This window comes from Amycolatopsis sp. NPDC051106, from assembly GCF_040682775.1.
Taxonomy (GTDB): Bacteria; Actinomycetota; Actinomycetes; order Mycobacteriales; family Pseudonocardiaceae; genus Amycolatopsis.
Window position 1 is genome coordinate 1 of record NZ_JBFBBQ010000124.1, and the last position, 22,860, is coordinate 22,860.

General features: G+C 70.8%; 20 protein-coding genes and 1 tRNA gene. 7 read left to right on the plus strand and 14 right to left on the minus strand.

Annotation, left to right across the window (positions count from 1 at the left end; translation table 11 throughout):
* Positions 1–115 precede the first annotated feature (115 nt).
* Complete coding sequence (locus AB0M83_RS44430) at positions 116–853, plus strand: LuxR C-terminal-related transcriptional regulator (RefSeq protein ID WP_364527393.1); 738 nt, start codon at positions 116–118, stop codon at positions 851–853.
* Positions 854–874: 21 nt separating this feature from the next.
* On the opposite strand, the gene AB0M83_RS44435 is transcribed toward AB0M83_RS44430, so the two are convergent.
* A complete protein-coding gene (locus AB0M83_RS44435; RefSeq protein ID WP_364527396.1) occupies positions 875–1,681 on the minus strand; it encodes an SDR family NAD(P)-dependent oxidoreductase in 807 nt (268 codons plus the stop codon).
* Between the two features lie 225 nt (positions 1,682–1,906).
* Here AB0M83_RS44435 and AB0M83_RS44440 point away from each other — a divergent pair, with 225 nt between their 5' ends.
* From AB0M83_RS44440 to AB0M83_RS44450, 3 genes are all read left to right on the plus strand, one after another.
* The gene (locus AB0M83_RS44440; RefSeq protein WP_364527399.1) at positions 1,907–2,746 is read left to right on the plus strand and encodes an alpha/beta hydrolase; all 840 of its coding nucleotides are present in this window, start codon (positions 1,907–1,909) and stop codon (positions 2,744–2,746) included.
* 391 nt (positions 2,747–3,137) lie between these two features.
* On the plus strand, positions 3,138–3,269 hold the full coding sequence (locus AB0M83_RS44445; RefSeq protein WP_364527402.1) for a hypothetical protein: 132 nt from the start codon (positions 3,138–3,140) through the stop codon (positions 3,267–3,269).
* 416 nt (positions 3,270–3,685) lie between these two features.
* Entirely contained in the window at positions 3,686–6,358 is a 2,673-nt protein-coding gene (locus AB0M83_RS44450; protein ID WP_364527405.1) for an RICIN domain-containing protein, read from the plus strand.
* 226 nt (positions 6,359–6,584) lie between these two features.
* Here AB0M83_RS44450 and AB0M83_RS44455 read toward each other — a convergent pair whose 3' ends face one another.
* On the minus strand, positions 6,585–7,448 hold the full coding sequence (locus tag AB0M83_RS44455) for a LysR family transcriptional regulator (protein WP_364527408.1): 864 nt from the start codon (positions 7,446–7,448) through the stop codon (positions 6,585–6,587).
* A gap of 70 nt (positions 7,449–7,518) precedes the next feature.
* On the opposite strand from AB0M83_RS44455, the gene AB0M83_RS44460 reads away from it, so the two are divergent.
* Positions 7,519–8,223, plus strand: coding sequence for an SDR family oxidoreductase (locus AB0M83_RS44460; RefSeq protein ID WP_364527411.1), 705 nt, complete (start codon positions 7,519–7,521; stop codon positions 8,221–8,223).
* Positions 8,224–8,374: 151 nt separating this feature from the next.
* Here AB0M83_RS44460 and AB0M83_RS44465 read toward each other — a convergent pair whose 3' ends face one another.
* From AB0M83_RS44465 to AB0M83_RS44520, 12 genes are all read right to left on the minus strand, one after another.
* Positions 8,375–8,671 (minus strand): hypothetical protein, encoded by a 297-nt coding sequence (locus tag AB0M83_RS44465; RefSeq protein WP_364527414.1) that lies wholly within the window; start codon positions 8,669–8,671, stop codon positions 8,375–8,377.
* 323 nt (positions 8,672–8,994) lie between these two features.
* Positions 8,995–9,543: an MFS transporter gene (locus AB0M83_RS44470; RefSeq protein WP_364527417.1), complete on the minus strand. Its 549-nt coding sequence runs from the start codon at positions 9,541–9,543 to the stop codon at positions 8,995–8,997.
* 94 nt (positions 9,544–9,637) lie between these two features.
* Positions 9,638–9,850, minus strand: coding sequence for a hypothetical protein (locus AB0M83_RS44475; RefSeq protein ID WP_364527420.1), 213 nt, complete (start codon positions 9,848–9,850; stop codon positions 9,638–9,640).
* A tRNA-Cys gene (locus tag AB0M83_RS44480) sits at positions 9,840–9,913 on the minus strand. Before AB0M83_RS44480 ends, AB0M83_RS44475 begins: the two co-directional genes overlap by 11 nt.
* A 213-nt stretch (positions 9,914–10,126) precedes the next feature.
* Positions 10,127–11,380 carry an MFS transporter gene (locus AB0M83_RS44485; RefSeq protein ID WP_364527423.1) on the minus strand — a complete coding sequence of 418 codons (1,254 nt, stop codon included), beginning with the start codon at positions 11,378–11,380 and terminating at the stop codon, positions 10,127–10,129.
* Between the two features lie 32 nt (positions 11,381–11,412).
* Positions 11,413–12,657 carry an alpha/beta hydrolase gene (locus tag AB0M83_RS44490; RefSeq protein WP_364527426.1) on the minus strand — a complete coding sequence of 415 codons (1,245 nt, stop codon included), beginning with the start codon at positions 12,655–12,657 and terminating at the stop codon, positions 11,413–11,415.
* Positions 12,654–12,902: a hypothetical protein gene (locus AB0M83_RS44495; protein WP_364527429.1), complete on the minus strand. Its 249-nt coding sequence runs from the start codon at positions 12,900–12,902 to the stop codon at positions 12,654–12,656. The genes AB0M83_RS44490 and AB0M83_RS44495 overlap by 4 nt, the downstream gene beginning before the upstream one ends.
* Entirely contained in the window at positions 12,899–13,528 is a 630-nt protein-coding gene (locus tag AB0M83_RS44500; protein ID WP_364527432.1) for a VOC family protein, read from the minus strand. The genes AB0M83_RS44495 and AB0M83_RS44500 overlap by 4 nt, the downstream gene beginning before the upstream one ends.
* A gap of 136 nt (positions 13,529–13,664) precedes the next feature.
* Complete coding sequence (locus tag AB0M83_RS44505; protein WP_364527435.1) at positions 13,665–14,378, minus strand: TetR/AcrR family transcriptional regulator; 714 nt, start codon at positions 14,376–14,378, stop codon at positions 13,665–13,667.
* A gap of 21 nt (positions 14,379–14,399) precedes the next feature.
* Entirely contained in the window at positions 14,400–15,122 is a 723-nt protein-coding gene (locus AB0M83_RS44510) for a maleate cis-trans isomerase (protein ID WP_364527438.1), read from the minus strand.
* On the minus strand, positions 15,119–16,765 hold the full coding sequence (locus AB0M83_RS44515) for an AMP-binding protein (RefSeq protein ID WP_364527441.1): 1,647 nt from the start codon (positions 16,763–16,765) through the stop codon (positions 15,119–15,121). Before AB0M83_RS44515 ends, AB0M83_RS44510 begins: the two co-directional genes overlap by 4 nt.
* Positions 16,762–18,276 carry an FAD-dependent monooxygenase gene (locus AB0M83_RS44520; protein WP_364527444.1) on the minus strand — a complete coding sequence of 505 codons (1,515 nt, stop codon included), beginning with the start codon at positions 18,274–18,276 and terminating at the stop codon, positions 16,762–16,764. Before AB0M83_RS44520 ends, AB0M83_RS44515 begins: the two co-directional genes overlap by 4 nt.
* A 144-nt stretch (positions 18,277–18,420) precedes the next feature.
* Between AB0M83_RS44520 and AB0M83_RS44525 the strand changes: the two genes are divergently transcribed.
* Both AB0M83_RS44525 and AB0M83_RS44530 read left to right on the plus strand, forming a co-directional pair.
* On the plus strand, positions 18,421–20,529 hold the full coding sequence (locus tag AB0M83_RS44525; protein ID WP_364527447.1) for a hydantoinase/oxoprolinase family protein: 2,109 nt from the start codon (positions 18,421–18,423) through the stop codon (positions 20,527–20,529).
* The gene (locus tag AB0M83_RS44530) at positions 20,526–22,826 is read left to right on the plus strand and encodes a hydantoinase B/oxoprolinase family protein (protein WP_364527450.1); all 2,301 of its coding nucleotides are present in this window, start codon (positions 20,526–20,528) and stop codon (positions 22,824–22,826) included. The genes AB0M83_RS44525 and AB0M83_RS44530 overlap by 4 nt, the downstream gene beginning before the upstream one ends.
* Positions 22,827–22,860 lie beyond the last annotated feature (34 nt).

Genomic DNA, 22,860 nt, shown 5'->3' on the forward strand with positions numbered 1-22,860 from the left:
TTAAAAAAATTTATATTGGTTAACGCGCCCCCCCGCGGCGGCGGCGCCCCGCGCCCCCGACGAAGCGGTCGACCGCCTGACCGACCAGATCATCCGGTGGGCCACCCCCCGGGGAGTGGGGGCCGCACTGCACTACGCCCGGCACGTCCGCACAGTCGCCGAATCCGGCCGGGGTGACTTCGAAAGCGCTTATCGGAACGCGACGGCCCTGGGCCCGGCGGGTACGTTCGCCTCCCACGTGCCGCACGCGCTGTGGGTGGTGCTGGACGTCGTCGAAGCCGCGGTACGGACCGATCGGCACAGCGCCGCCGTCGCTCACGTGCGTGCCATGCGGGAGGCCGGCATCGCTGCGCTGTCCCCGCGGCTCAGCCTGCTTGCCGCCGGTTCGGCGGCGTTGTGCGCCACCGACGACGACGAGGCGGTGCGCCTGTTCGAGGAGGCGCTGGAGGGGCCGGGCGTCGAAAGGTGGCCGTTCGACCTGGCCCGGGTGCACTTGGCGTACGGGGAACGGCTGCGACGCGCCCGGGCGAACGCCGGCTCCCGAGAACCGCTGCGGCTGGCGTACGACGCCTTCACGCTGCTCGGCGCCGGCCCCTGGGCGGACCGTGCCGCCAAGGAGCTCCGTGCCACGGGCTGGGGCGTACCGAGAACCACGGCGAGTGGAGAGGTGCTCACCACCCAGGAGCGGGAGATCGCGGACCTCGCGGCTTCCGGCTTGAGCAACAAACAGATCGCCGAGCGGCTGTACCTCTCCCACCGGACCATCGGCGCACACCTGTACCAGATCTTTCCGAAGCTCGGGATCACGTCCAGAGCCGCACTTCGCGACGCGCTCGCGACCCTGGAGAAATGACACCGGGCTTGATCGACCGCGCTACCGCATGACGTCCTCCCCCGACGCGGTGCTGGGCCGGCCTGGCGCGATCCTCAGTGGACGCGTGCCCTTGGGACTGTCGACGACGGCCGCGATGGCCTGGGCCGCGGCGGTGACCTCCGCGCCCGTGAGGGCGCGCTCGGCCAGCTTCGAATCCACCCGCTGGGCCAGGCCGGGGTATCGGCCTTCGTAGGCTCGAGCCGTCTCGGCGTCGTCCGGGTGGACCGTGCGAACGCGCGGGCCGGTCTCGGGGACCAGGAAACCGGGGGCGACGATCGTGGTCTCGACCCCGAACTCGGCAAGCTCCCGGGCGTAACTCGCTGCGAGGTGGTCGATCATCGTGACTGCTTCGAAGTGCAGGGCGAGGTAGGGAGCGTCCTCGGCATCGTGGTTCGCCGGCACCACCCACACCAGCAGGCCGTCCTGGCGCTCGCGCATCTGCGGCAGCACGGAACGGTTGACGCGCTGGGTGGACAGCACATACGCGTCGAAGATCTGCGCGAGCTGGTAAGGGGTGAAGGATTCGAGTGGCCCTCGGGGCACCGGTCCGACGGCGTGGACCACCGCGTCGATTCTTCCGGTTTCCGCCAGGATGCCACCGATCGCGGTCGAGACCGAGCGCTGGTCGGCCACGTCCAAGGGAATGGGGCGCGGGCCGTGACCGCTCGGCTCGGCAAGGCGGCCGGCCGGGTGGAGGACAGCCGGGCTGATCCCCGCGTACGCGATGTGGCCGGAACCGACCAGCGCCTGGGCGGTGGCAGCTCCGAGGTCACTGGAAGCCCCGGTAACAAGGACGATCTGTGACATGGTGCTCCTCGTTGCTCTTCGGCAGTCCCGGCTCTCCCATCAGTGTCGGCATGACGGAATCCGTTCGCATGAGTCGAATGACTGCCTGGTGCGGAGTGTCGCGCTGCCCGCCGGTGGTCTTCCGACCGAAGCGGCTCCTCATCGATCCCGGCGAGACTGTCGAGCAGCGCCGGGAGGCGAAGACCGATCGACCAGCGCGGAGCCACCGCGCAGGAAAGGTAAGACATGACAGCGAGTTTTGCGCAAGCACCGGCCAAGACGGTGGACGTCGGCGGAACGCCGTTCGCGTACCGGGAGCTGGGCCCGGCCGCCGGCGTGCCGCTGGTGTTGCTGAACCACATCACCGCGGTGCTCGACGACTGGGACCCCGCCGTGGTCGACGGCTTCGCGGCCGAGCGACGCGTCATCGCGGTGGATCTCCGGGGCGTCGGCGCCTCCGGCGGGACCACCCCCGACAGCATCGAGGCGATGGCCGCCGACACAGTGGCCTTCCTCGAGGCCCTCGGGGTGGAAGCGGCCGATCTGCTGGGCTTTTCCCTGGGTGGCATGGTGGCCCAGGCGGTCGCCCAGCAGCGACCCGACCTGGTCCGGCGGATCGTCCTGGCCGGTACCGCACCCGCCGGTGACGAAGGGCCTGCCGCCTGGGGTCCCGGGCTGCAAAGCGCTTTCGGCAAGTCGGCCGCGGAAGGCAAGCACCCCAAGCACTATCTCTTCTTCTCGCCGACGCCCGGCAGCCAGGCCGCCGCGGATGCCTTCCTCGCTCGCCTGGACGAGCGTACCGAGGACCGCGACACGCCCGTGTCGGACGAGACGGTCGGTGCCCAGCTGACCGCGGCCGCGAAATGGGAGCAGGGCACCTCCCCCGCCGGTCTGGCCGATGTGGACCAGCCCGTCCTGGTCGTCAACGGCGACAACGACACCCTGGTGCCGACGATCAGCTCGTTCCACCTCGCGCGGCTGCTGCCCAACGCCACGTTGAGCATCTACCCGGACGCGGGCCACGGCGGGATCTTCCAGTACCACGAGCTGTTCGTGCAGCAGGTACTGGACTTCATCCGCGACTGACGGGCCGCCACGGTGCCGTCGGCTACCGGCACCGTGGCCGCCATCCTCGCCTGTCTCACCGCCCCATCGAGCAGCAGCCACGACCATCGAAGGACGGCAACGCCATACCCGCCAGTGATTCCCCTTCCATCCGGACTTTCCCGCACGAGGTGGTCCGCCTGGCCATCCCCGTCACGGCAACCTTTCCGGAATTCCGAGACAGCTACGAACGCGCGGTACCGGCGCTCGAGGCAGACCGATGCGAGCAGTTCAAGAAGGAACAGGCCAGCTGGGACGTCGTCCGGCAGGCCACCGAGGAAACGCCCCGCACAGCTTCATCAGGTACTGGGGCACCGACGTCTGCTCTTTGATGAAACTGGCCGCTGAATCGCGCCCGTGCGCGGAGTACCTGATGGGCAATCACGTCTACGCCCAGCGCACCGCCCAGGTCGGGCGAGAACTCGACGCCGAGCTGGCCGCCCTCCTCGAGCACCTCGGCCTCCCGGTGCCGGCCGAATTGATCACCGACGCCCACCGCAACTGACGATCAGCGAGCGATCCGGAACGACCCGCGCGGGAGTCCCCGGGGTTTCGCCGCTCTCGCAAAGCGGCTACCGCAGGGCACCGGTGTTGTCCAGGTGGACCGCGGCGGCTTCCGAGTCACCGTCGCGGATCGACTGGTCTCCGGGATCGCGCTCTCCTTTGAAACTTTCACGGATCGCGCTCTTCTTTCGCCGCAAGCCATGGACATGTTTGACACCACGAGTCGACCCCGCTTATCGTTCTGGCCGAACCGGTTCGACAGGACGACTTACCGACCGATGCCCTGCTCCGCGGGCATGGAGCCGGTAGACGCGTCCATAGTGGACCTCTCTATTTCGGCGGCCCCGGCGGGTAGTGACGAGGGGTCCGATGATCGGTGTATCCCCGTAGACGCGACACCCGCGAAATGGATTCTTGATGCGTCAGAACAGCCCTCGCACGCTATCCCAGCGCCTCGCCCGCGCAGCGCTGGCCGGCGCCACCCTCCTCGCGATCATCGACACGGGACAACCCGCCGCCGCAGCACAGCCGGCCGTCGCACCACAGCCAGTACCCGCGGCCGCAGCTGCCGGCGCCGCCGCGCTCGCCTCGGTCGACCTGGCCGGGACGTGGAGTTTCACGCCGGCGGGCCGGGGGGCGACCTCGATCACCGTGCCCGGCGGCGGCTGGTACAAGCAGGGCTTCACCGACGTGAACGAGGCGGTGTACTCGCGCACCATCACCGTGCCCGACTCGGGTCAGCCGCAGTCGACGTGGATCGAGTTCGGGGCGGTCAACCACCAGGCGACGCTGTCGGTCGACGGCCGGGTGGTGGCGACGCAGACCACGGCGTTCACGCCGTCGAATTTCGACATCACCGCCTACGCGGCCCCCGGCAGCACCCACACGATCAGCGTCGACGTGAAGGGCCGCGGCGCGTTGAAGGCGTCCAACGGCCGGTACCTGGTGCCCGACGCCGCCGAGTGGTCCGAGGCGGTCCCCCAGGGGATCTACCGTTCGGCGTTCCTGCGGACGTACCCGGCGGTGTCCGTCAGCGACACATTCGTGCGTACGTCGGTGGCGAACAAGACGTTGAGCTACGACGTGTCGGTGCGCAACACGTCGGGCAGCTCCCGGTCGGTGACGGTGACCGGCTCGCTGTCGTCCGACAACGGAACGGCTTTCAGCTACCCGGAACTGCCCAGCCGTACGGTCACCGTGGCGGCCCACTCGACCGCGACCGTGACCGTCGGGCCGGTCGCGTGGAACCTCGACAGCACCTCGTACTGGTGGCCCAACGTGCCGTACCGGCCGGGGTACCGGGCGCAGCTGCACCGGCTGGCGGTGCGTGCCGTCACCGATGACGGGCACACCAGCGACGCCACGTACCGGTTCGGGTTCCGGGAGGCCACCCAGAACGGTGACTACTACTACCTCAACGGCGTGCGCGTGAACTTCCGCGGCGACAACCTGCAGGGTGCCGACTACGACCGGATCAACAACGGCGGCAAGGGCGACGCCTACGACACCCTGCCCGGCTTCCTGCCCCCTTCGTCGAACAACGGCGGCTGGCCGCAGACGGTGGACAACTACCAGCGCCTCAACTACAACGTGATACGCGTCCACCAGGAGCCCGCAAGCCCGTACATGGTGGATGTCGCCGACGAGATGGGCCTGATGGTCATCGACGAGGTCGCGATTCGCGGCTCCCAGTCCGGGCAGGATTGGATCGCCGGGCACGACAACATGGTCAACCACGCCCGTGCGCTGGTCCTGCGCGACCGCAACCACCCCGCGGTCATCCGCTGGAGTCAGAACAACGAGCCGAACCAGAGCGGCCAGGATTCCGAACAGTTCGAGAAGGACCTGTACGCGGCGATGAACGGCGCCGACGGCACCCGGCCGGTCATTGCCGAGCTGGGCGTCGGCGCGAATGTCACCAGTTACCCCGGGATGACGTACCCCAACTTCGCGGTGATCTCGCACTACATCGACGGCTTCGGCAGGTACGGGGAGGGCGTGGTCACCGCGAATGGGCGGCCCGACGGCGAGGGCGAGTTCATCTGGCCGGCGTGCAACACCAAGCAGGGCTTCGAGTGGTTCGCCACGGCAACCCTGGCCAAGCGCGGCAAGAACGCCACCGACCTGCGTCCGTACACGCTGCTGTCCGCCTGGGCCAGCGTCGTGCCCGGAGTGCGGACCACCGACTTCACCCCGGAGGAGGGCGGTCACCCCCTCTACGGCGCGGACAACCTCCCGGCCCCCTGGAGCAACCCGCAGATCCAGCGCGTCCAAGCGGCGTTCAACCCGGTGGCCGCGGTCGACCTGCCGTTCTGGTCGGCCTCCGGCGCCTCGGACGCAGGCGGCACCTTCCCGTTGCCGCAGGCCGTGCCCAACTACGCCCGGAACGCCACGGTCACCCGCACCATCACCGTCTTCAACGACGACTTCGCCGACACTTCGGTGGGCTTCACCTGGACGGCGCGGCTCGACGCGCCGGACGGCGCGGTCGTCGCGTCCGGAAGCACGACCCTGACCGTCCCGCTCGGCTCGCGGGTCACCCAGCCGGTGTCCTTCACCACCCCGGCCACCGGCAGCCGCGTGTACCTGCAGCTGTCGACCACGAAGTCCGGCAGCCCCGTCTTCACCGACGCGGTGGAGTACTTCACCCTCGCCGGAGGCGGCGGAGACGGACCCGCACCGGGCACCTACCGCATCGTCAACCGCAACAGCGGCAAGCCGCTCGCTGTAGCGGGCAACTCCACCGCGGACGGTGCCAAGGCGGTCCAGCAGAGCGGTACCGCCACCTGGACCGTCGCCACGACCGCCGACGGCTCCTACACCCTCCAGTACGTCCCGAGCGGAAAGGTGCTCGACGTCAACGCCAACAGCAGCACGGCCGGGCTGCAACTGCAGCAGTGGACGGCCAACGGCGGCACGAACCAGATGTGGTACCTGCGGTCCACCGGCAACGGCTACTACACGATCGCCAGCCACGACAGCGGCCTGGTGGCGGACGTCTCCGGAGCGGCGACGAGCGACGGGGCACAGGTCGTGCAGTGGGCCGCCAACGGCGGGGCCAACCAGCAGTGGCAGCTGAACCGGGCCTGACCGACGACCCGGTTCTCGCCTGCTGCAGTGGTCCCAGGTTCGCGTGCCACTCCCGCCGCCGGTCGCAGTCCGCCCGCGCGCACTCGTCCAGCCGCCGAATGGCTTGTCCAGGTCGGCCTGGTTCGAGATTGATCCGAGGTTCGCGGATGAGACTCCGCCGATGCAGGTCGAACTCGTGCTGATCGCGAGTCCGCCGACAACGCAGCCGGCGGTGGGGCAAGTCGTGCTACGACTGCGCGGTCAGAGGACGGCGGGCGGCCACCGTCGTCGCCGCGCGGACGAAGGCGGCGACGTGGCGGAAGGAGTGGTTCGGCGGCCACGCGACGACCAGTGTGCTGGGAACGGCGTCGCGGACCGGGACGCAGACCAGCTCCGGGCCCACCTCTCCCACCGCGGACCGGGCCAGGACGGCGATCGTGCGCCCGAGGACGATCAGGTGCTTCATCTGGGCCAGGTCGGCGACTTCCGGGCCGGTCGCTCCCTCGCCCGCGCGGCCGGGCCAGCGGGGCAGCGTCTCGCCCCGCAGATCGGCCCAAAGCAGGCTCGTGCGCCGCGCCAGGACGTGCTCGGCGGGCAGCACCGCCACGCGGGGCTCGACCATCAGCGGTTCGGCGTCGAGGCCACGGAGATCTTCGTGCGGGGTGTGCAGCAGCGCCACGTCCGCGCGTCCGTCACGCAGCAGAGCCGCGCGGTCGGCGGCATCGCCGAAGATGATCTCCACGGGCGGTGCGCCCGGCTGGTTTTCGTAGGCCGCGAGGATGCCGGGTAGGAGGCCGCCGTCGCCGCCGGGCTTCACCACCAGCCTGAGGCGGGCGGCGGGCGCTCCCGCCTGCCGGGTGTGGCGGGCGGCGGCCTGCACCGCTTCCAGCGCGCGCCGTCCCTCGTCGAGCAGGACCTCGCCGGCCGCGGTCAGCGAGACGTGCCGGCTGCTGCGTTCCAGCAACCGGACACCGAGCCGTTGTTCGAGCTGCCGGATCGCCTTCGACAGCGCGGGCTGCGCGATCAGGAGCCGCGCCGCAGCGCGGCCGAAGTGCAGTTCTTCGGCGACGGCGACGAAGTACTCGAGCTCCCGGGTCTCCAGCCGATCCATGCCTCCAGGTTATCGACCGGCTCCGGACCGGTCTTGGACGTCGGCGTGCCGCCGGTGCTGTCATCGGCACATGACCACAACAGCGTCTGGACACCATGCCCTCGTCATCGGGGCGTCGCGCGGGCTCGGCCTGGCGATGGCCGGGGAGTACGTGCACCGCGGCTGGCGGGTGACGGCGACGGTGCGCGGCTCGGCGCGGACGGAGCTGCACGACCTGGCGGACTCGGCCGGCGGTCGGCTGACCGTCGAAGAGGACGTGGACATCACCGTGCCCGAGCAGGTGACCGCGTTGCGTGAGCGGGTCGGCGGCACTGTGTTCGACCTGCTGTTCGTCAACGCCGGGATCAGCAACGGCGATGTCCCGGTCACCGCCGTGCCGACCGAAATCTTCGCCCGCTTGATGGTGACCAACGCGCTGAGCCCCGTGCGGGTGGTGGAGACCTTCCAGGACGTCGTCACGCCGGCCGGGACGATCGGGGTCATGTCGTCGCGCCAGGGAAGCGTCACGCTCAACGCCCACGGCGGCTACGAGGTCTACCGGGCCAGCAAATCGGCGTTGAACCAGCTGATGCGGAGTTTCGCCGCCCGGCACGCCGACGACCCGCGCACGCTGCTGCTGATCTCCCCGGGCTGGGTCCGGACCGGGCTGGGCGGCCCCGGCGCGTCCCTGGCGATCGAGGAGAGCGTCCCCGGTGTCGTCGACACGATCACCGCGCGCGTCGGCGAGGGCGGTTTGCACTTCGTCGACTACCGGAACAAGACCTTGCCGTGGTGAGGATGGCACCCTCGCGGCCGCGGCTCGGGTCAGCCGGAAGCTGCCCGCGCAGGGATACCCCGGAAGGCCGGCCCAGCATCCAGCAATCCCGGGTCGGGCAGTGGTATGCCAGCCAGACCCGCAGAGCGCCACGACCGGTGCCTCGTGCGGATCACCCTGGTTCGAAATCGATCTGCGGTTCGCGCACGAGGCACCGCCGACGCACGCCGGGCTCATGCTGATGGCGCAGCGCCGGTGAGTACGCCAGCTCTTTCGGGCTTCGACGTCGAATCGAACGACGAACTGCACGACCAGCTCCATGGTCCGCACTCGGGGCGTACGGGTCGAGGAACGCCGCGGTGTAGGTCGGCGGGACACCGTCGAGGAACACCTTGGCGAAATCGGGCCGATGGTGCGCGGTGCGCGTCTGCTCGCGCACGGCGAACAGGTCGGCTCCGAGCTTTCGCACCGATGACGAAGTCGTTGACCAGCATGGCCGAGACGGCCCACCCGTTCAGGCGGTGGTCTTCGTCCAGCCTGGCCTGTCCGCGCAGCACGCCCTCGGTGGCGCCGGCGTCGAGAAAAGCGGTGATGCCACGGGAATTCATGGTCTCGACTCCGCGTGCCGAGCAGGCCGCCCAGAACGCGAAGTCGGCGCCCGCGGCTCGCGCGAAGGCCTGCTGGACGAGCGCTCCCGCGGCCTCGACCAGCACGCCCGTCGGGGCGTCGACGCCGATTCCGCTCGCCGCCATCGCCGCGGTGTTCGCCACTTGTTGTGGTGGGAGTCATCGGTCAGCAGCGCCTTCCTCCCGGCCAACACGGCGTCGAGCGCCTTGAAGACCGCGGGGTCGTTGAGCGCATCGAGCAGCCCGACGCCCCAGGTACCGCCGGTGACCCACTCCTGATCCGGGTGCTCGGCCACCCACGCACGAACGGCTTCGACGATCTCCGCGACCGTGGCCGTGCTGGGAAACTGCACTTCGAAGCTGGTGCCGTCTCCGGGAGCATGGTCAGGCAGACGAGCTCGACCACGAGCACCGCGGCGAGGTAGTAGCCGACGTTCGACGCGTTGCCCGTACCGGCGACGATCCGGTTGGCGATCACGGGCGCGGTGCCGCCGCCGAGGACCGCCCCCGTCTGGAACGCGATGCCCATGCCCGTCTGCCGCTGCTCACGGGGGAACAACTCGGTGAGACAGGTGTACATGGGGCCGAACAGCAGGCCCGTCGCGAAGAACCCGAGGATGATCGCGGCGTCCATCGAAGCCACCGTGCCGTGCTCGGCGAGGGGGAAGATGACCAGCACGGCGGCGATCGAGACGATCGTGCCCACGATCATCACCGGACGCCGGCCGGGCGGCGCGGCTCGCGCGTGGTGGCTGCGACGCCCGAAGACCGCAAGCTACGCGGCGGTCACAGAAGGACGCTGACACCGATCACGCTCGCGCAGCCGCCACCGATTCGACCCGGTCGCCGACCGCCACTCGCCTCGCGCGCAACGCCAGCACGATGAGCCAGGTCCACCCGATCACAGTGGTCAGCCGCTGCGAGACGCCGAGAGTCTCGGACGCCTCACTCGCGGCGATCGCCCAGCTCGATGACGCAGCCGCCACCCCGATGGCGCCCGACCCGAGCTGCTGGAGGCCCACCCGGGAGTCGAACCCGGACCGTCCGGCTTTGCAGGCCGGCGCACGACCGTCGTGAAGCAGGCCGAAATACCCCGTGGAAGACGAGGGTGTCGAACCCTCCCCGGTGATCGTGCAAGGATCGCCTGCGCTCCGGCGCGTCTCCCGAACCCATCCTCCGCCTTTCTCATACCCCCACCGAGGTGCGAGCAGCTACCGCTCACCCCGTCAGGCCTCCTGACCTGCAGCTGTCCGCCACTTTGGCGCTGGTCAAGCAGACCAGAGCCGCGCGGGGAGCGGTCATGACGTGCTCGCAGCGGGCAGGTCGGCAACCGAGGCAGCGGTGGATTCGGGTCGTGGCACGAGCACGACGAGGAGGGCGCCGAGTATGGCCGGCGCGGCGAAGGCGTAGAACAGCGCCGATGTCGGAAGTTGCGCGGACAGCAGGACACCGCCGAACACCGGGCCCAGGATTCCGCCCAGCCGGCCGAACGCCAGGGCGGTGCCGACCGCCGTGGCGCGGCTCTGGACGGGGAACCGGCCGGCGACAAAGACATTGATCAGGATCTGGGTGCCGACAGTGCCGACACCCGCGAGGATCACCGCGGCATAGAGCACGCCGATCGGCAACCGGTAGCTGAGGGCCACGATCCCGATGACGGCGAGAAGGAACGACGCAGCGGTGGCGGGCTTGGAACCGATCCGGTCCGCGACACGCCCGACCGCCAGCGGACCGACCGCGGTCCCCAGGTTGAGCACGATCAGGAAGGTCAGCGCGGACCCCAGGTCGTAGCCGGCCGAGCGCATGAGCTGCGGCAGCCACGTGTAGAGCCCGAACAACACCAGCAGCGACGTGAACGTCATCAGGCAGAACAGCACCGTGGTGACGAAGTGGCGCCGGGAGAACAACACGGTGAACCGGCCGAGTGCGGGCGGAACCGGCGCCGCGGCGCGGCTCGCCCGGAGGTAGACCGGCGACTCCGGCAGGTACCGGACGGCGAACGGCAGCACCACAGAAGCCGCCAGCCCGCCGATGAGGTACTCCGCGCGGAACCCGAGCGCGGGAACGACCGCCGCCGCGACCACGCCGGCGAGCGCGCCGCCGGCTCCGACGCCGGCGAAGGCCAGCGCGGTGTTGAGGTTGCGCCGCCGGGCCGCGGAGTACTCGAAGACCAGGGCGACGATCGACGGCAGGACACCGCCGACGCCGATCCCGACCAGGACCCGGCCCACCGCGAAGACGGCGACCCCGGGCGCGACGCCGCACAGCACCATCGCCAGGGAGAAGACCAGCACGCTGGCCAGCACCAGACGCCGCCGGCCGATCAGGTCGGTGAGGACGCCGACGACGAGCGTCCCGGCGAGCGTGCCGATCGGCGTGAGGCTGCCGATCAGCCCGGCTTGGGCGACCGTCAGGCCCCAGTCGTGGTAGGCGAGCATGGCCGGAAGCGCGGCTCCGTAGGCGATGACGTCGTAGCCCTCGAGCGTCATGCACGCCAGGCACAGCACCAGAACGCTGACCGGAGTACGCGGGAAGGACGGGGAAGCGGACATGGCGGCGTTGCCTTTCCGGGGACCACGACTGCTCAGTCTGGTGGTGCGAGGGGGAAGCGCTTGTCCATCCAGCCGGCCACTTCGGCGGCGGCGAGCTCGTTGCCGGTGGGTTCGCCGTCGGCGATGGCGTTGCCGAAGTGCAGGCCCCGGACCGTGGCGACGCTGAGGTCGCTCGCACCGAGTGCGGCGATCATGCGGCTGCTGTCGGCGGGGAAAGCGCCCTGGTCGCCCGTGACCCCGACGAACAGGGTGGGCGCGGTCACCGAGGGTGCGCAGCGGACGAAGTCCGCGTTGGTGCTGAGCCCGGACCAGGTGGACAGCCACGCCTCGGGGGTGGTGAGGCGGCCGAAGCCGGTGCGGCCGTAGTTGATCAGGTCGGGACGTTTGCCGAACAGTGAGCCGTACGGCCGTTCGCTCGGGTCGAGGGTGAGGTCCACCGTGCGGAGGTCGGCGTCGGTGCGGAACACCGTGATGATCCTCGGGGCGAGCGAGCGCCGGCGGTCTGCCGCACTGCCCGTATTCTTGAACGCCGCACGCGCTTCGGCCGTGCGAGCGAGGTGTTCGCGGGCCACGGCGTCGATGCGAGCGACACGGGCGCGCTGCGCCGAGCGGTAGCGCCGCACGAACTCCGCCGGGTAGGCCGAACTGCGCGGGGGTTCGGCGAAACCGTTGGCCGGGTTGAACGGGTCCAGCTCCGGGACGACCGACAGCGGATCGGTCTCGTCGGCGACCGACGGGTCGATGCAGTTCAGCAGCAGCGCGCCCTGACCGGGGTGCGGGGCCAGGAAGATCGCGCCGTCGGCGAGGGGCATGTCGGCGTCGGCGAGGTTCGTGGGGCGGCCGCCGGGAGTGGTGGCGATACGGTCCGCGGGAGCGAGCGCGGCCTGCTCGAGGTAGAAGGCGTAGAGCGTGCCGCCGCCGGAGTGGCCCAGCACGACCACGGACTCGAAACCCTTGCCCCGCAGGAAAACCTGCCCGGCGGCGACGTCGTGGAGGGCCTGTTCGTGGACCAGCGTCAGGTCGTTGTTGACCGAACGCGTGTGTTGCGTCCAGACCGCGACGCCCGCTTGCAGCAGCAGGGGCACCAGGGGGTGGTGCGTCAGATCCTGGCGCGGGTGCATCAGGCACACGACCGTGCGCGCGCCGGGCACGGTGGCCAGCACACCGCGCACGCTCGCACCGTCCGCAGTGGACAGTTCGTGCACGCTGGTCACGGTGGCGGCCGGCCGCTCCCCGGCGGTCAGGTAGCGCCCGGCACCGAGCCGCGCGGAGGTCATACCGGCTCCACGCGCAGCGCGTTCTTGTCGTGCTGGGTGATGCGGCTGTCCCGCGCCACTCCGGCGACGCACGAGTACCAGACGGCGTGGCGGCAGCCGGTGGCCCGGCGGTCGATCACGATCGCGTCTTCGGCGTGGATCTCGAAGTACGGCCCGATCTGCCCGACCGTGACGGCCGGATCCTCGGCCGCGACCTTGGCGACGGCCGTGTTCTCGGGGACGTCGAGGAGGTAGAGCGTGGTCATCGCGCGGGCTCCCAGTCGGCCGCGCGCTCCACGATCAGCTCGGCCTTGCGTGCCAGCAGCTTCCCGAACGTCGGCTCGGGTTGGCCGACGACGTCCAGCAGCGCGTCGATGGTGAGGTTCGCGTCGAGGTCCTCCTGCGGCGTCACGGGACGCATCGCGCGGGTGAGCTCGACCATGTAGCCGTTCGGGTCGTGGGTGTAGATCGACTCGATAGTCTCGTGCTGGATCTGCATCTCCACCGGCCACGCGCTCGCGTCGAGCCGGCGCCGGTACTCCAGCAGGTCCTCTTCGTTGTCGACGTGGATGGCCAGGTGGCGCGAGCGCACGAAGTACTCGGGCACGTCGGCGCCGAACCGGGCGTAGACGTCGCCCTTCTCCCCCGGCGCGCCACCGACGCTCTGCTCGGCGCCGAAGTAGTAGAAGAACGCGATCCGGTCCTCGTTGCCGATGTCGAAGAAGAAGTGGATGAAGTCCGGGTGATCCTCCGGGCCCCAGCCGGCCGCGCAGATCGAGTGCACGACCGGGAAACCGAGGACGTCGCGGTAGAAGTGCACGGTCGCCGCGGGGTCGAACGTCGGGAACGCGACGTGGTCGACCCCCTGCACCCGGTGGTCCAGCTCGGTCATCAAAGCCTCCAGCAAACGATCTCGACGGGTTCGGTACGCCCGAGCCTACGCTCGAATTGACGAGACAGTCAACAGTTTGACACTTGAGACGATTCACTGGGCGCGCGCTTACCCGAACGTCACTTCAGGGGAGGCCTCAGAGGTCGAGGACGCGTTCCAGGTGGTCGAGATCCTGGCGGAGCAGCTTGAGCGCGGCCGCCGGACCGTCGCCGTCGGGGACGCGGCGGTCCGGGCGCTCGAGCGCCCCGACGGCCATGTCCGCGAGCTGCTCGGTCACCGCCTCGGCGCTGTCCCGGCCGCCGGGCTGGAACCACCAGGCCACCCAGTTGCACATGCCGAGCAGGCCGAGGGCTGCGACGCGGGCGTCGACCGGCCGGAACCGGCCCGCGCGGACACCCTTCTCGACCACCCCCGCGATGGTCTTGAGCACGGCACGGCGGCTCTTGTCGTAGGCCGCGGTGAGCCCCTCGGGCAGCTCGGCCTCGGAGCGGATCAGCAGCCGGAAGCGCTCGGGCTGGGTGGCGCGCCGGCGCACCAGCACGTCGACGACGCCGCGCAGCGCCTCGACGGGGTCGAGGTCGGACCGCCCGGCGAGCGCGGTGAGCTCGCCGAGAGGGCCGTCGGTGACCTCGGTGACGAGCTTGGCGAGCAGCTCTTCCTTGCTCTTGACGTAGTAGTACAGCGCGGGCCGGGTGATGCCGAGGGCGTCGGCGATGTCCTGCAGGCTCGTGCCGGCGAACCCCCGTTCGGCGAACAGGCGGGTGGCGTGCTCGTAGAGCTCGTTCTCCACCAGCTCCCGGCGGGCGGTGCTGGCCGCGCCCCGACTGCGTCCGGCCCCGGTATCACTCATGGGCAGAGGATAGTTCGACGCTCAGCGCGTCGCCGCGAGCAGCCGTCCGGCGCCGGGCAGCACGGGGTCGAGACCGAGGCTCGTCAGCAGCGTGTAGGCGCCGGCGGTGGCCGCGGAGAGCACCGGCAGGCCGAATTCCTCCTCCGCCGGGACCAGCAGGTTCAGCGACGGCATCTGGACGCAGGCGGAGATGACCAGCGCGTCGGCGCCACTCAGGTCGAGCCCGCGGGCGGCCTCCATGACGCGGTCGCCGGCGATGCAGCCGACCTCGGCGTTGTCGCCGACCTCCAGTGCGGCCCAGTCGACGACGTCGAACCCTTCGGCCTCGAGGTAGGCCACGACCTGCTCGGCGAGCGGCCGCAAATAGGGCGTCACGAGCGCGATCCGCCGGGCGCCGAGGGCGTTCAGCCCCTCGACCAGCGCACCGGCGCTCGAGAGGACCTCGGTGTCCGGCAGCCGGTCCCGGATCTCCTTCTCCACGCGCTGGTGTTCGCCGGCGCCCTGCGCCATGACGGCGACGAGGCAGGCGTAGAGCAGCGCGTCGACCCCGGCGTCGCCCAGCTCGCCCACGCACCTCTCGCGCTGGGCGTTCATCGCCTTCAGCTCTTCCGGCGTGACCTGGTGCATGCGCATCCGGCTGGAGTGGAAGGAGAACTGCTCGGCGTGGCGGGAGAGCAGGGCCGGGATCTCGGTCTCGACGGTGACGTTGGAGCTGGGGACGACCAGCCCGATCCGGTGGGTCATCGTGTTCCTGCCGTCTCTGCGGCGATCTTGTGGGAGATCTCCGCGGTCAGGCGCTTCTTGTCGACCTTGCCGACCAGCGTGCGCGGTATTTCGGGGACGTGCTCGATCCGTTCGGGCCACTTGAACTTGGCGACGTCGAGCGCGGCGAAGTGCTCTTGTACCTCGGCCAGGCCCAGCTCCGGGCCGTCGACGACGACGTAGGCGCAGGTGCGCTCGCCCAGGCGCGGGTCGGGCATGGCGACCACGGCGGCCGCGGTGATCCGGGCGTGGCGCAGCAGGAGCAGTTCGACCTCTTCGGCGTTGATCTTCTCGCCGCCGCGGTTGATGAGGTCCTTGATCCGGCCCTCGATGGAGACGTACCGCTCGCCGTCGATCTCCCGCACGGTCGCGAGGTCACCGGTGCGGTAGAAGCCGTCGGCGGTGAAGGCGCGGGCGTTGTGCTCGGCGGCGTCGTAGTAACCGCGCAGCGTGTAGGGGCCGCGGCAGCACAGCTCGCCGACCTCGCCGTCGGCGACCTCGGTCTCGGTCCCGGGCTCCAGGATCCGCACCTCGTCGAGTGCCGACAACGGGGTGCCGACGGTTTGCAGGCGTGCCGTCCGCGGCGCTCCGGGCCGGGTGGTGAGGAACAACCCCTCCCCCATGCCGAACAGCTGTCCCGTCCAGAGACCGCGGGCTTCCAGGTCGTCGAAGAGCGCGGCCGGGACCTTGGCGCCGGAGAGGACCACCTGGGTGAGGGCCTTGGCGGCGTCGGCGAAGCCCGGGTGGGCGGCGGCGCGGTAGTGCCCGTGCCCGAGCAGCACGTGGGTGGCGCCCTCGCGGGCCAGCAGCGGAAGAGACTCGTCGAGGTCGGGGCGGCCGAGGACGAGGCACGCGCCGACGCTGTGCGGGGCGTGCACGGCGCACACGATCCCGGCGTTGTGGATGACCGGGATCAGGTGCGCGACCCGCGTTTCCGGGGTCCAGCCCCAGGAACGCGCGTACTCCGCGCCGTTGTACCAGTACTCGGCGTGCAGCCGGGGGATCACCTTCGGCACTCCGGTGGTGCCGCCGGAAAGCTGGTGCACGGCCACGTCGTCGGGGCCGATGTCCGCTTGGATCCGCTCGACGAGTGTGCGGGCCGCGGCCGGGTCGACGGCGCTGCCGAGCGAGCCGAGCGAGTGGCCGCGCGGGTCGTCACCCAGCACCACCACGTGCCGCAGGGTCGGGTGGTCCTGCTGGTGCGCCTGCGCGAACCCGACCAGGTCGAAACTCCGCAGGCCCGCCTCGACCAGGTGCGCGACCGCGCCCACCCGCCGGCTGATCTCGCCGATCTCGTGCCCCCGGTGCGCGGCGAGCGTGGCGACGGGGATCAGGCCGGCCTTCAGCACGCCGTACCAGGCGACGACGCTCTCCAGCCGGTTGGTCACCTGGAACAGCACCGGGTCCCCCGGCCGCAGCCCCAGCGCGGCCAGCCCCGCGGCGACGCGGTCGGTGCGCTCGTCCAGTTCGCGGTAGGTGAGCCGGCCGTCCAGCGCGACGACGGCGTCGCGGTCCGGATGAGCCTGTGCCACGCGGTGGTACTCGGTGGCGATCGTGGCGGAGCCCCACAGCCCGGCCTCGCGATAGCGGCGGACGGCGGCCTCGGGGTGGGGCACGAGCTTCATGCGGTCTCCTCGGTGAGCACCACCAGGTCGGTACGTCCGCTGACCAGGCCGTCGGCCAGATCGTCGCGCAGTTCCGCCGGTCCCTCCACCGCGGTCAGCACACCGGTCTCGAGCCGGACCCGTTCGGCGAGGTTCAGGCGGGTGAGCAGGGCGGGCCGGGCGGGCGAGCCGGTGACCAGCACGCCGTCGGTGTCCCGCGCGCGGGCGACGAGGGCGTCTCCTTCGGGTGACCACGGGTCGTCGAGCGCGCAGGTGAGGGCTTCCAGCTCGGGAACCGCGGTCCGGTCGGGGAACCGCCGGCCGCCGTGGACGAGCGGGCGGCCGAGGATCCAGCCGGTGAGGTCGCCGGTGGCCGGTTCGCCGCCGTACTGCTCCAGGGCCGTGCCCACGACGTCGGGTGCGGTGGTGGCGAACCGGTCCAGCGGGACGTTCCCCGCCCGCGACATGTACGCGACCATCAGGCGTTCGACGGGCAGCCCGGTCCGGGACGGGAACGACTCCCACCACAGCCGGCTGCGGCGGGCCAGCTCCTGCAGCCGTTCGACGGCCGGCCGCCGGACCTGTTCGTACCGCGCGAAGGCGGCGTCGGCGGTCTCGGCCTCGCCCAGCGCGTCGACGAGGGCGATCGCGTCCTCCATGGCCAGCTTCGTACCGGAGCCGATCGAGAAGTGGGCGGTATGGGCGGAATCGCCCAGCAGCACGGTGTTCCCGCTCGACCACCGGGCACAGTGGACGGTGCGGAAGCGCAGCCAGCGGGTGCGGTTGCCGATCAGCGGGTGCCCGCGCAACTGCTCGGCGAACGCCTGCTCCAGGAACCGCAGGGAAGTCTCGTCGGACTCGGTTCCGGCGGCGACCCCGAGGTCCGCGGTGGTGGTGTCGAACCCGGCCCGCCGCCAGGTTTCCTCGTCGGTCTCGATGAGGAACGTCGAACGGCCACCCGAGTACGGGTAGGCGTGCGTCACGAACGTCCCGTACTCGGTCTCGACCGGCGCGAACACCGCGTCGTCGAGCGCGAAGTCGGTGCCGCACCACAGGTACAGGCCCTTGCCGACGTCGATCCGGGCGCCGAACGAGCCGTTCTCGCGGGTGGCGCTGCCGACGCCGTCGGCGGCGACCACCAGGTCGGCGTCCAGGTCCCCGGCGGCCCGGCGGGTGCCGAAGTCCAGTTCGACGCCCGCTTTTTCCGCGTGCCGCTGCAGCACGGCGAGCAGCTCGGTGCGGGCGATGCCGATGAGCCGGTCGTTGTGCACCCGGACGGAGTCGGCGCCGACCCGCATGGTCATGTCGTGGCGGAGGCCGGCCGCGACGAGGTCGCGCAGCGTGTCGGGATCGGCCGCCTCGAGCTTGCGCTGGGTGCCGGCGGCGAGGCCGACCCCGAAGCCGAAGGTGGAGCCCGGATCGCCCTGCTCGTACACCCGGACGTCGCAGGCGGGATTCGCGAGCTTGAGCAGCCGGGCGGCGTAGAGCCCGCCCGGTCCACCACCCAGCACCGCGACCCGTCGTGGCTGCATCACCGCACCTCCGAAGGCTGTGTTTGACATACTAGTCGACTATTTGACGCTGGCGAAGCCGCGAAGTCAAGATTGACTGTTGTCAGCAGCGTCGAATACTCTACGCCTTCGTCAGGAAGTCTCTCGCGCAAAGGAGCGCTCAAGATGGCTTATGTCATCGGCGTGGACGTGGGCGGCACGTTCACCGACGCCGTCCTCGACGACGACGCGGGAACCGTGCTCGCCGCGAAGTCGCCCTCCACCCCACCGGACTACTCACAGGGCGTCCTCGACGTGCTCCGCCTGCTGGCCGAGCAGCTCGGGAAGAGCCTGCCCGAGCTGCTCGCGCAGACCCACCACATCGCGCACGGCACCACGTCCTCGCTCAACGCCCTGGTCACGGGCAACGTGCCGCCGGTCGGCTTCCTGACCACCAAGGGACACCGCGACTCAATCTTCATCATGAACGTCGAGGGCCGCTACCTCGGCCGGTCGCCGCACGAGCTGCAGAACGTGCTCGGGCAGACCAAGGACCACGCGCTGATCCCCAAGCGGCACGCGCTGGAGGTCACCGAACGGATCGACCGCGACGGCGCCGTCGTCGTCGAGCTGGACGAGGACGCCGCCCGCGACGCGATCCGGACCCTGCTCGCCGACGGCGTCAAGGCGATCGCGGTGTCGCTGCTGTGGTCCTTCCGCAACCCCGTCCACGAACAGCGCCTGCGCGAGCTCATCGCCGAAGCGGACCCCGACGTCTTCGTCGCGCTGTCGAGCGAAGTCAGCCCCCGCATCCGCGAGTTCGCCCGCAACGCCACCACGATCATGAGCACCCAGATCGGACCAGGCCTGCGCGACTACCTCACCACGCTCGAGAACACGTTGCGGGACAACGACCTCTCCGGACCGCTGCTGGTCATGCAGAGCAACGGCGGCGCCGTCGCGGCGGCTGAGGCACCCGCGACCGCGATCAGCACCGTCGGATCCGTGCTCACCGGCGGCGTGATCGGCTCGGTCGCGCTCGGCCGCCAGCTGGGCCACCGCAACATCATCTCCACCGACGTCGGCGGCACCACCTTCCTCGCCGGCCTCGTCGTGGACGGCGAACCGGTGCGTGACACCACCACGGTGATCAACCACCACCCGATCAACGTGCCGACCCTGCGCGTGGACGCGATCGGCTCCGGCGGCGGCGCCATCGCCTGGCTCGACGCCGGCGGCAACCTCCGCATCGGGCCGCACAGCGCCCAGGCCGTACCCGGGCCCGCCTGCTACGGCAACGGCGGCACCGAGCCGACCAACACCGACGCGAACCTGGTGCTGGGCATCCTGCCCGAACGCGGCCTGCTCGGCGGCCGCAAGCCGCTGTCGCCGGAGCTGGCGCGGCAGGCGATCGACGTCCGGATCGCGAAACCGCTGGGGTTGTCCGTGGAGGAGGCGGCCGCGGCAATCTACACCGTGCAGAACGCCCAGACCGGCGACCTCCTGCGCAAAACCGTCGTCGAAGCGGGCCACGATCCCCGCGACTTCGTGGTCTACGCGTTCGGCGGCGCGGGCCCCGCCCACTGCGCCGGCTACGCGGCCGAGGTCGGCGTCGACGAGGTCGTGGTCCCGCTCGGGCCGGTGGCTTCGGCGTTCTCCGCGTTCGGCCTGGCGTCGTCCGACATCGCGCTGGCGGCCGAGCTGTCGGATCCGACGACCGTGCCGTTCGACCCGGCCCGCGCCGAGCGCAACTTCGCCGATCTGGAGAAACAGGTCCTCGACGGGCTCGACCGGCAGGGGGTGCGGTTCGAGACCGTCGAGCTGCACCGCGAGATCGACATGCGGTACGCGATGCAACTGGCCGAGGTCAGCACCCCGGTGGTGCGCGGGCACCTCGACATGGCTGCCATCGAAGAGGCCGCAGCGGGCTTCGAAGAGCGCTACGCCGCGCTCTACGGCCGCGACGCCGGGTTCCGCGAAGCCGGGATCCAGGCGATCACGTTCCGCGTGCGGGGCATCGGCGTGCTGCCGTTCAGCCCCGAACTGCCACCCGTGCCGCCCGCGCCGTCGGCCGACCCGGCCGCCGCGCTGGCCGGCCGCCGCCCGGTCCAGCTCGACGCCCGGCTCGGCTACGTCGACACCCCCGTCTACGACTACCGCGAACTGCGCGCCGGCCACGTGCTGACCGGCCCCGCCATCGTCGAGGTGCCGACGACCACCGTGGTCGTCCCCGGCGGGACCACCGGCACCGTCGACCACCTCGGCAACCTCACGATCCGCAGGAGTGCCGCATGACCATGCCGATCCCCGGCTCGGAGCGCTTCTCCAGCCGTCCCGTCGACCCGGACGAGCTCGCCAGCTCACTGCCGTCCACTTTGGACGTCCACAGTGTCACGCAGGAGCAGATCGACGGCCTCGACCCGCTCACCTACGAGGTGATCCGGCACCGGCTGTGGTCGGTCACCGACGAGATGGGCGAGGCGCTCAAGCGCATGTCCGGCTCGCCGATCGTCACCGACGCCAACGACTTCGACTTCGCCATCTCCGACGAGCTCGGCCAGGAGGTGCAGGTCGGGCTGTACAACACGATGCTCGTCGGCGCGGTCGACCTCGCCATCTACTGGACGCTGCGCCACCGCGCGAGCAACCCGGGCATCGAAGCCGGCGACATGTTCCTCACCAACGACCCGTGGGTCGGCGGCGGGCTGCACCAGAACGACGTCATGGTCTACCAACCGGTCTTCCACGACGGGAAGCTCTTCGCCTGGACGAGCGCGATCGCGCACCAGCCCGACCTCGGTGGCGTCGGCCTCGGCTCCTTCTCCCCCGCCGCGCAGGACGTGTTCTCCGAATCGCTGCCCACTCCGCCGGTGAAGGTGGTGCGCGGCGGCCAGGTGCAGAGCGACGTCGCCGACCTGTGGGTGCGCCGCTCGCGCGTGCCGATGCTGATCGGGCTGGACCTGCGGGCGAAGATCGGCGCCAACAACGTCGGCGCCGAGCGGCTCCACGCGCTGATCGACCAGTACGGCCCGGACACGGTCAAGGCCGTCATGAAGCGGATGATGTCCGACGCCGAAGCCCGGTTGCGTGACAAGCTCACCGCGTTGCCCGACGGCAGCTGGACCGCGACCGGCTACCAGGACCAGTCCCACGAGGGCGACCGCGGGCTGCACAAGATCACCGTGACCACCACGAAGTCCGGTGACCACCTCACCTTCGACTTCACCGGCACGGACAAGCAGGCCGGCGTCATCAACTGCACGTACGCCGGCATGCGCGGCGGTGTCATGCTGGCGCTGCTGCCGATCCTCGCCAACGACATCCCGTGGTCGGCGGGCGGGCTGATGCGCTGCTTCGATCTCGTCACCGAAGAAGGCACGCTCAACAACGCGACCTTCCCCGCCGCCGTCGGGCGCGGGCCGATCGGGCCGGCGTGGCTGACCGGCAGCCTGATCGCCGAGTGCCTGTCGCAGGTGCTCGACCGCGACCTGGAGCTGGGCAAGAACGTCCAGGCGACCTGCTGCGGCACCTGGGACACGGCCGTGATTGCCGGGCTCGACGAACGCGGCGAGCAGCCTGTGCCGTTCCTGAACATCCTGATGGAGCCGATGGCCGGCGGGTACGGCGCGCGCCCGCACGCCGACGGGATCGACACCGGCGGCCTGTTCTGCATCCCGATGGGCCGCGTGCCCGACGTCGAGATGACCGAGTTCCTGTATCCGATCCTCACGCTGTGGCGGCGCGAACTACCCGACTCCGGCGGCCCGGGCCGACACCGCGGCGGCCTCGGTGCCTCGCTGGCGATCACCCCGCACGGCACGAGCGTCCCGATGGGCTTGGTGCTCGCGTCGGCGGGCAAGGCCGTGACGCAGAACGCCGGGCTGTCCGGCGGGCACCCCGGCAACAGCGGGCTCGACGTCCTCGCGCGGCAGAGCCGGATCGCCGAGCTGCTGGCCTCGGGCACGATGCCGTCGTCGCTCGAAGAACTCAGCGACACGCTCGAGCCGGGCCAGAACTACGCGTCGAGCTACCTGGCGCCCGGCGAGGTCTTCGCGATGACCTGGCAAGGCGGCGGCGGTTACGGCGATCCACTGGCCCGCGACCCCGAAGCCGTCGCCCGCGACCTGGGCGAGCAAAAGATCACCCCGGCCGCCGCGGCCACGGTCTACGGCGTCGTCCTGAACGATGGCGAAGTCGACGCGGCAGCCACCACGGCCGAGCGTGACCGGCTTCGCGGGGTGCGACGGGATCGCTCGCGGCTGACCGGGGAGACGCGCGGCAAAGCCGACCTGTCGTCGGTCAAGCGCGTCGACGACAACCTCATCGAGGTCGGCACGGCCATCGCCTGCGCGCACTGCGCGGAGATCCTCGGAGACACCGGCGAGGGGCCGCTGGCCCTCGCCGTGTACGACGGCGCCGCGACCGAAGCCGGACCGCAGATCATCGCGACGGCCTCGGACTACGTCGACACCCCGGTGGTGTTCCGGCAGTACAGCTGCCCGTCGTGCTGGACCGCGTTGTCCTCGGCCGTGGTCCCGGTCGACCACCCGGACCACGCGGCCACGCTCGGCAAGCTGACTGTCACCACCTGACGGAAACCGGGTGGGCGAGCGGTGCCCCGCTCGC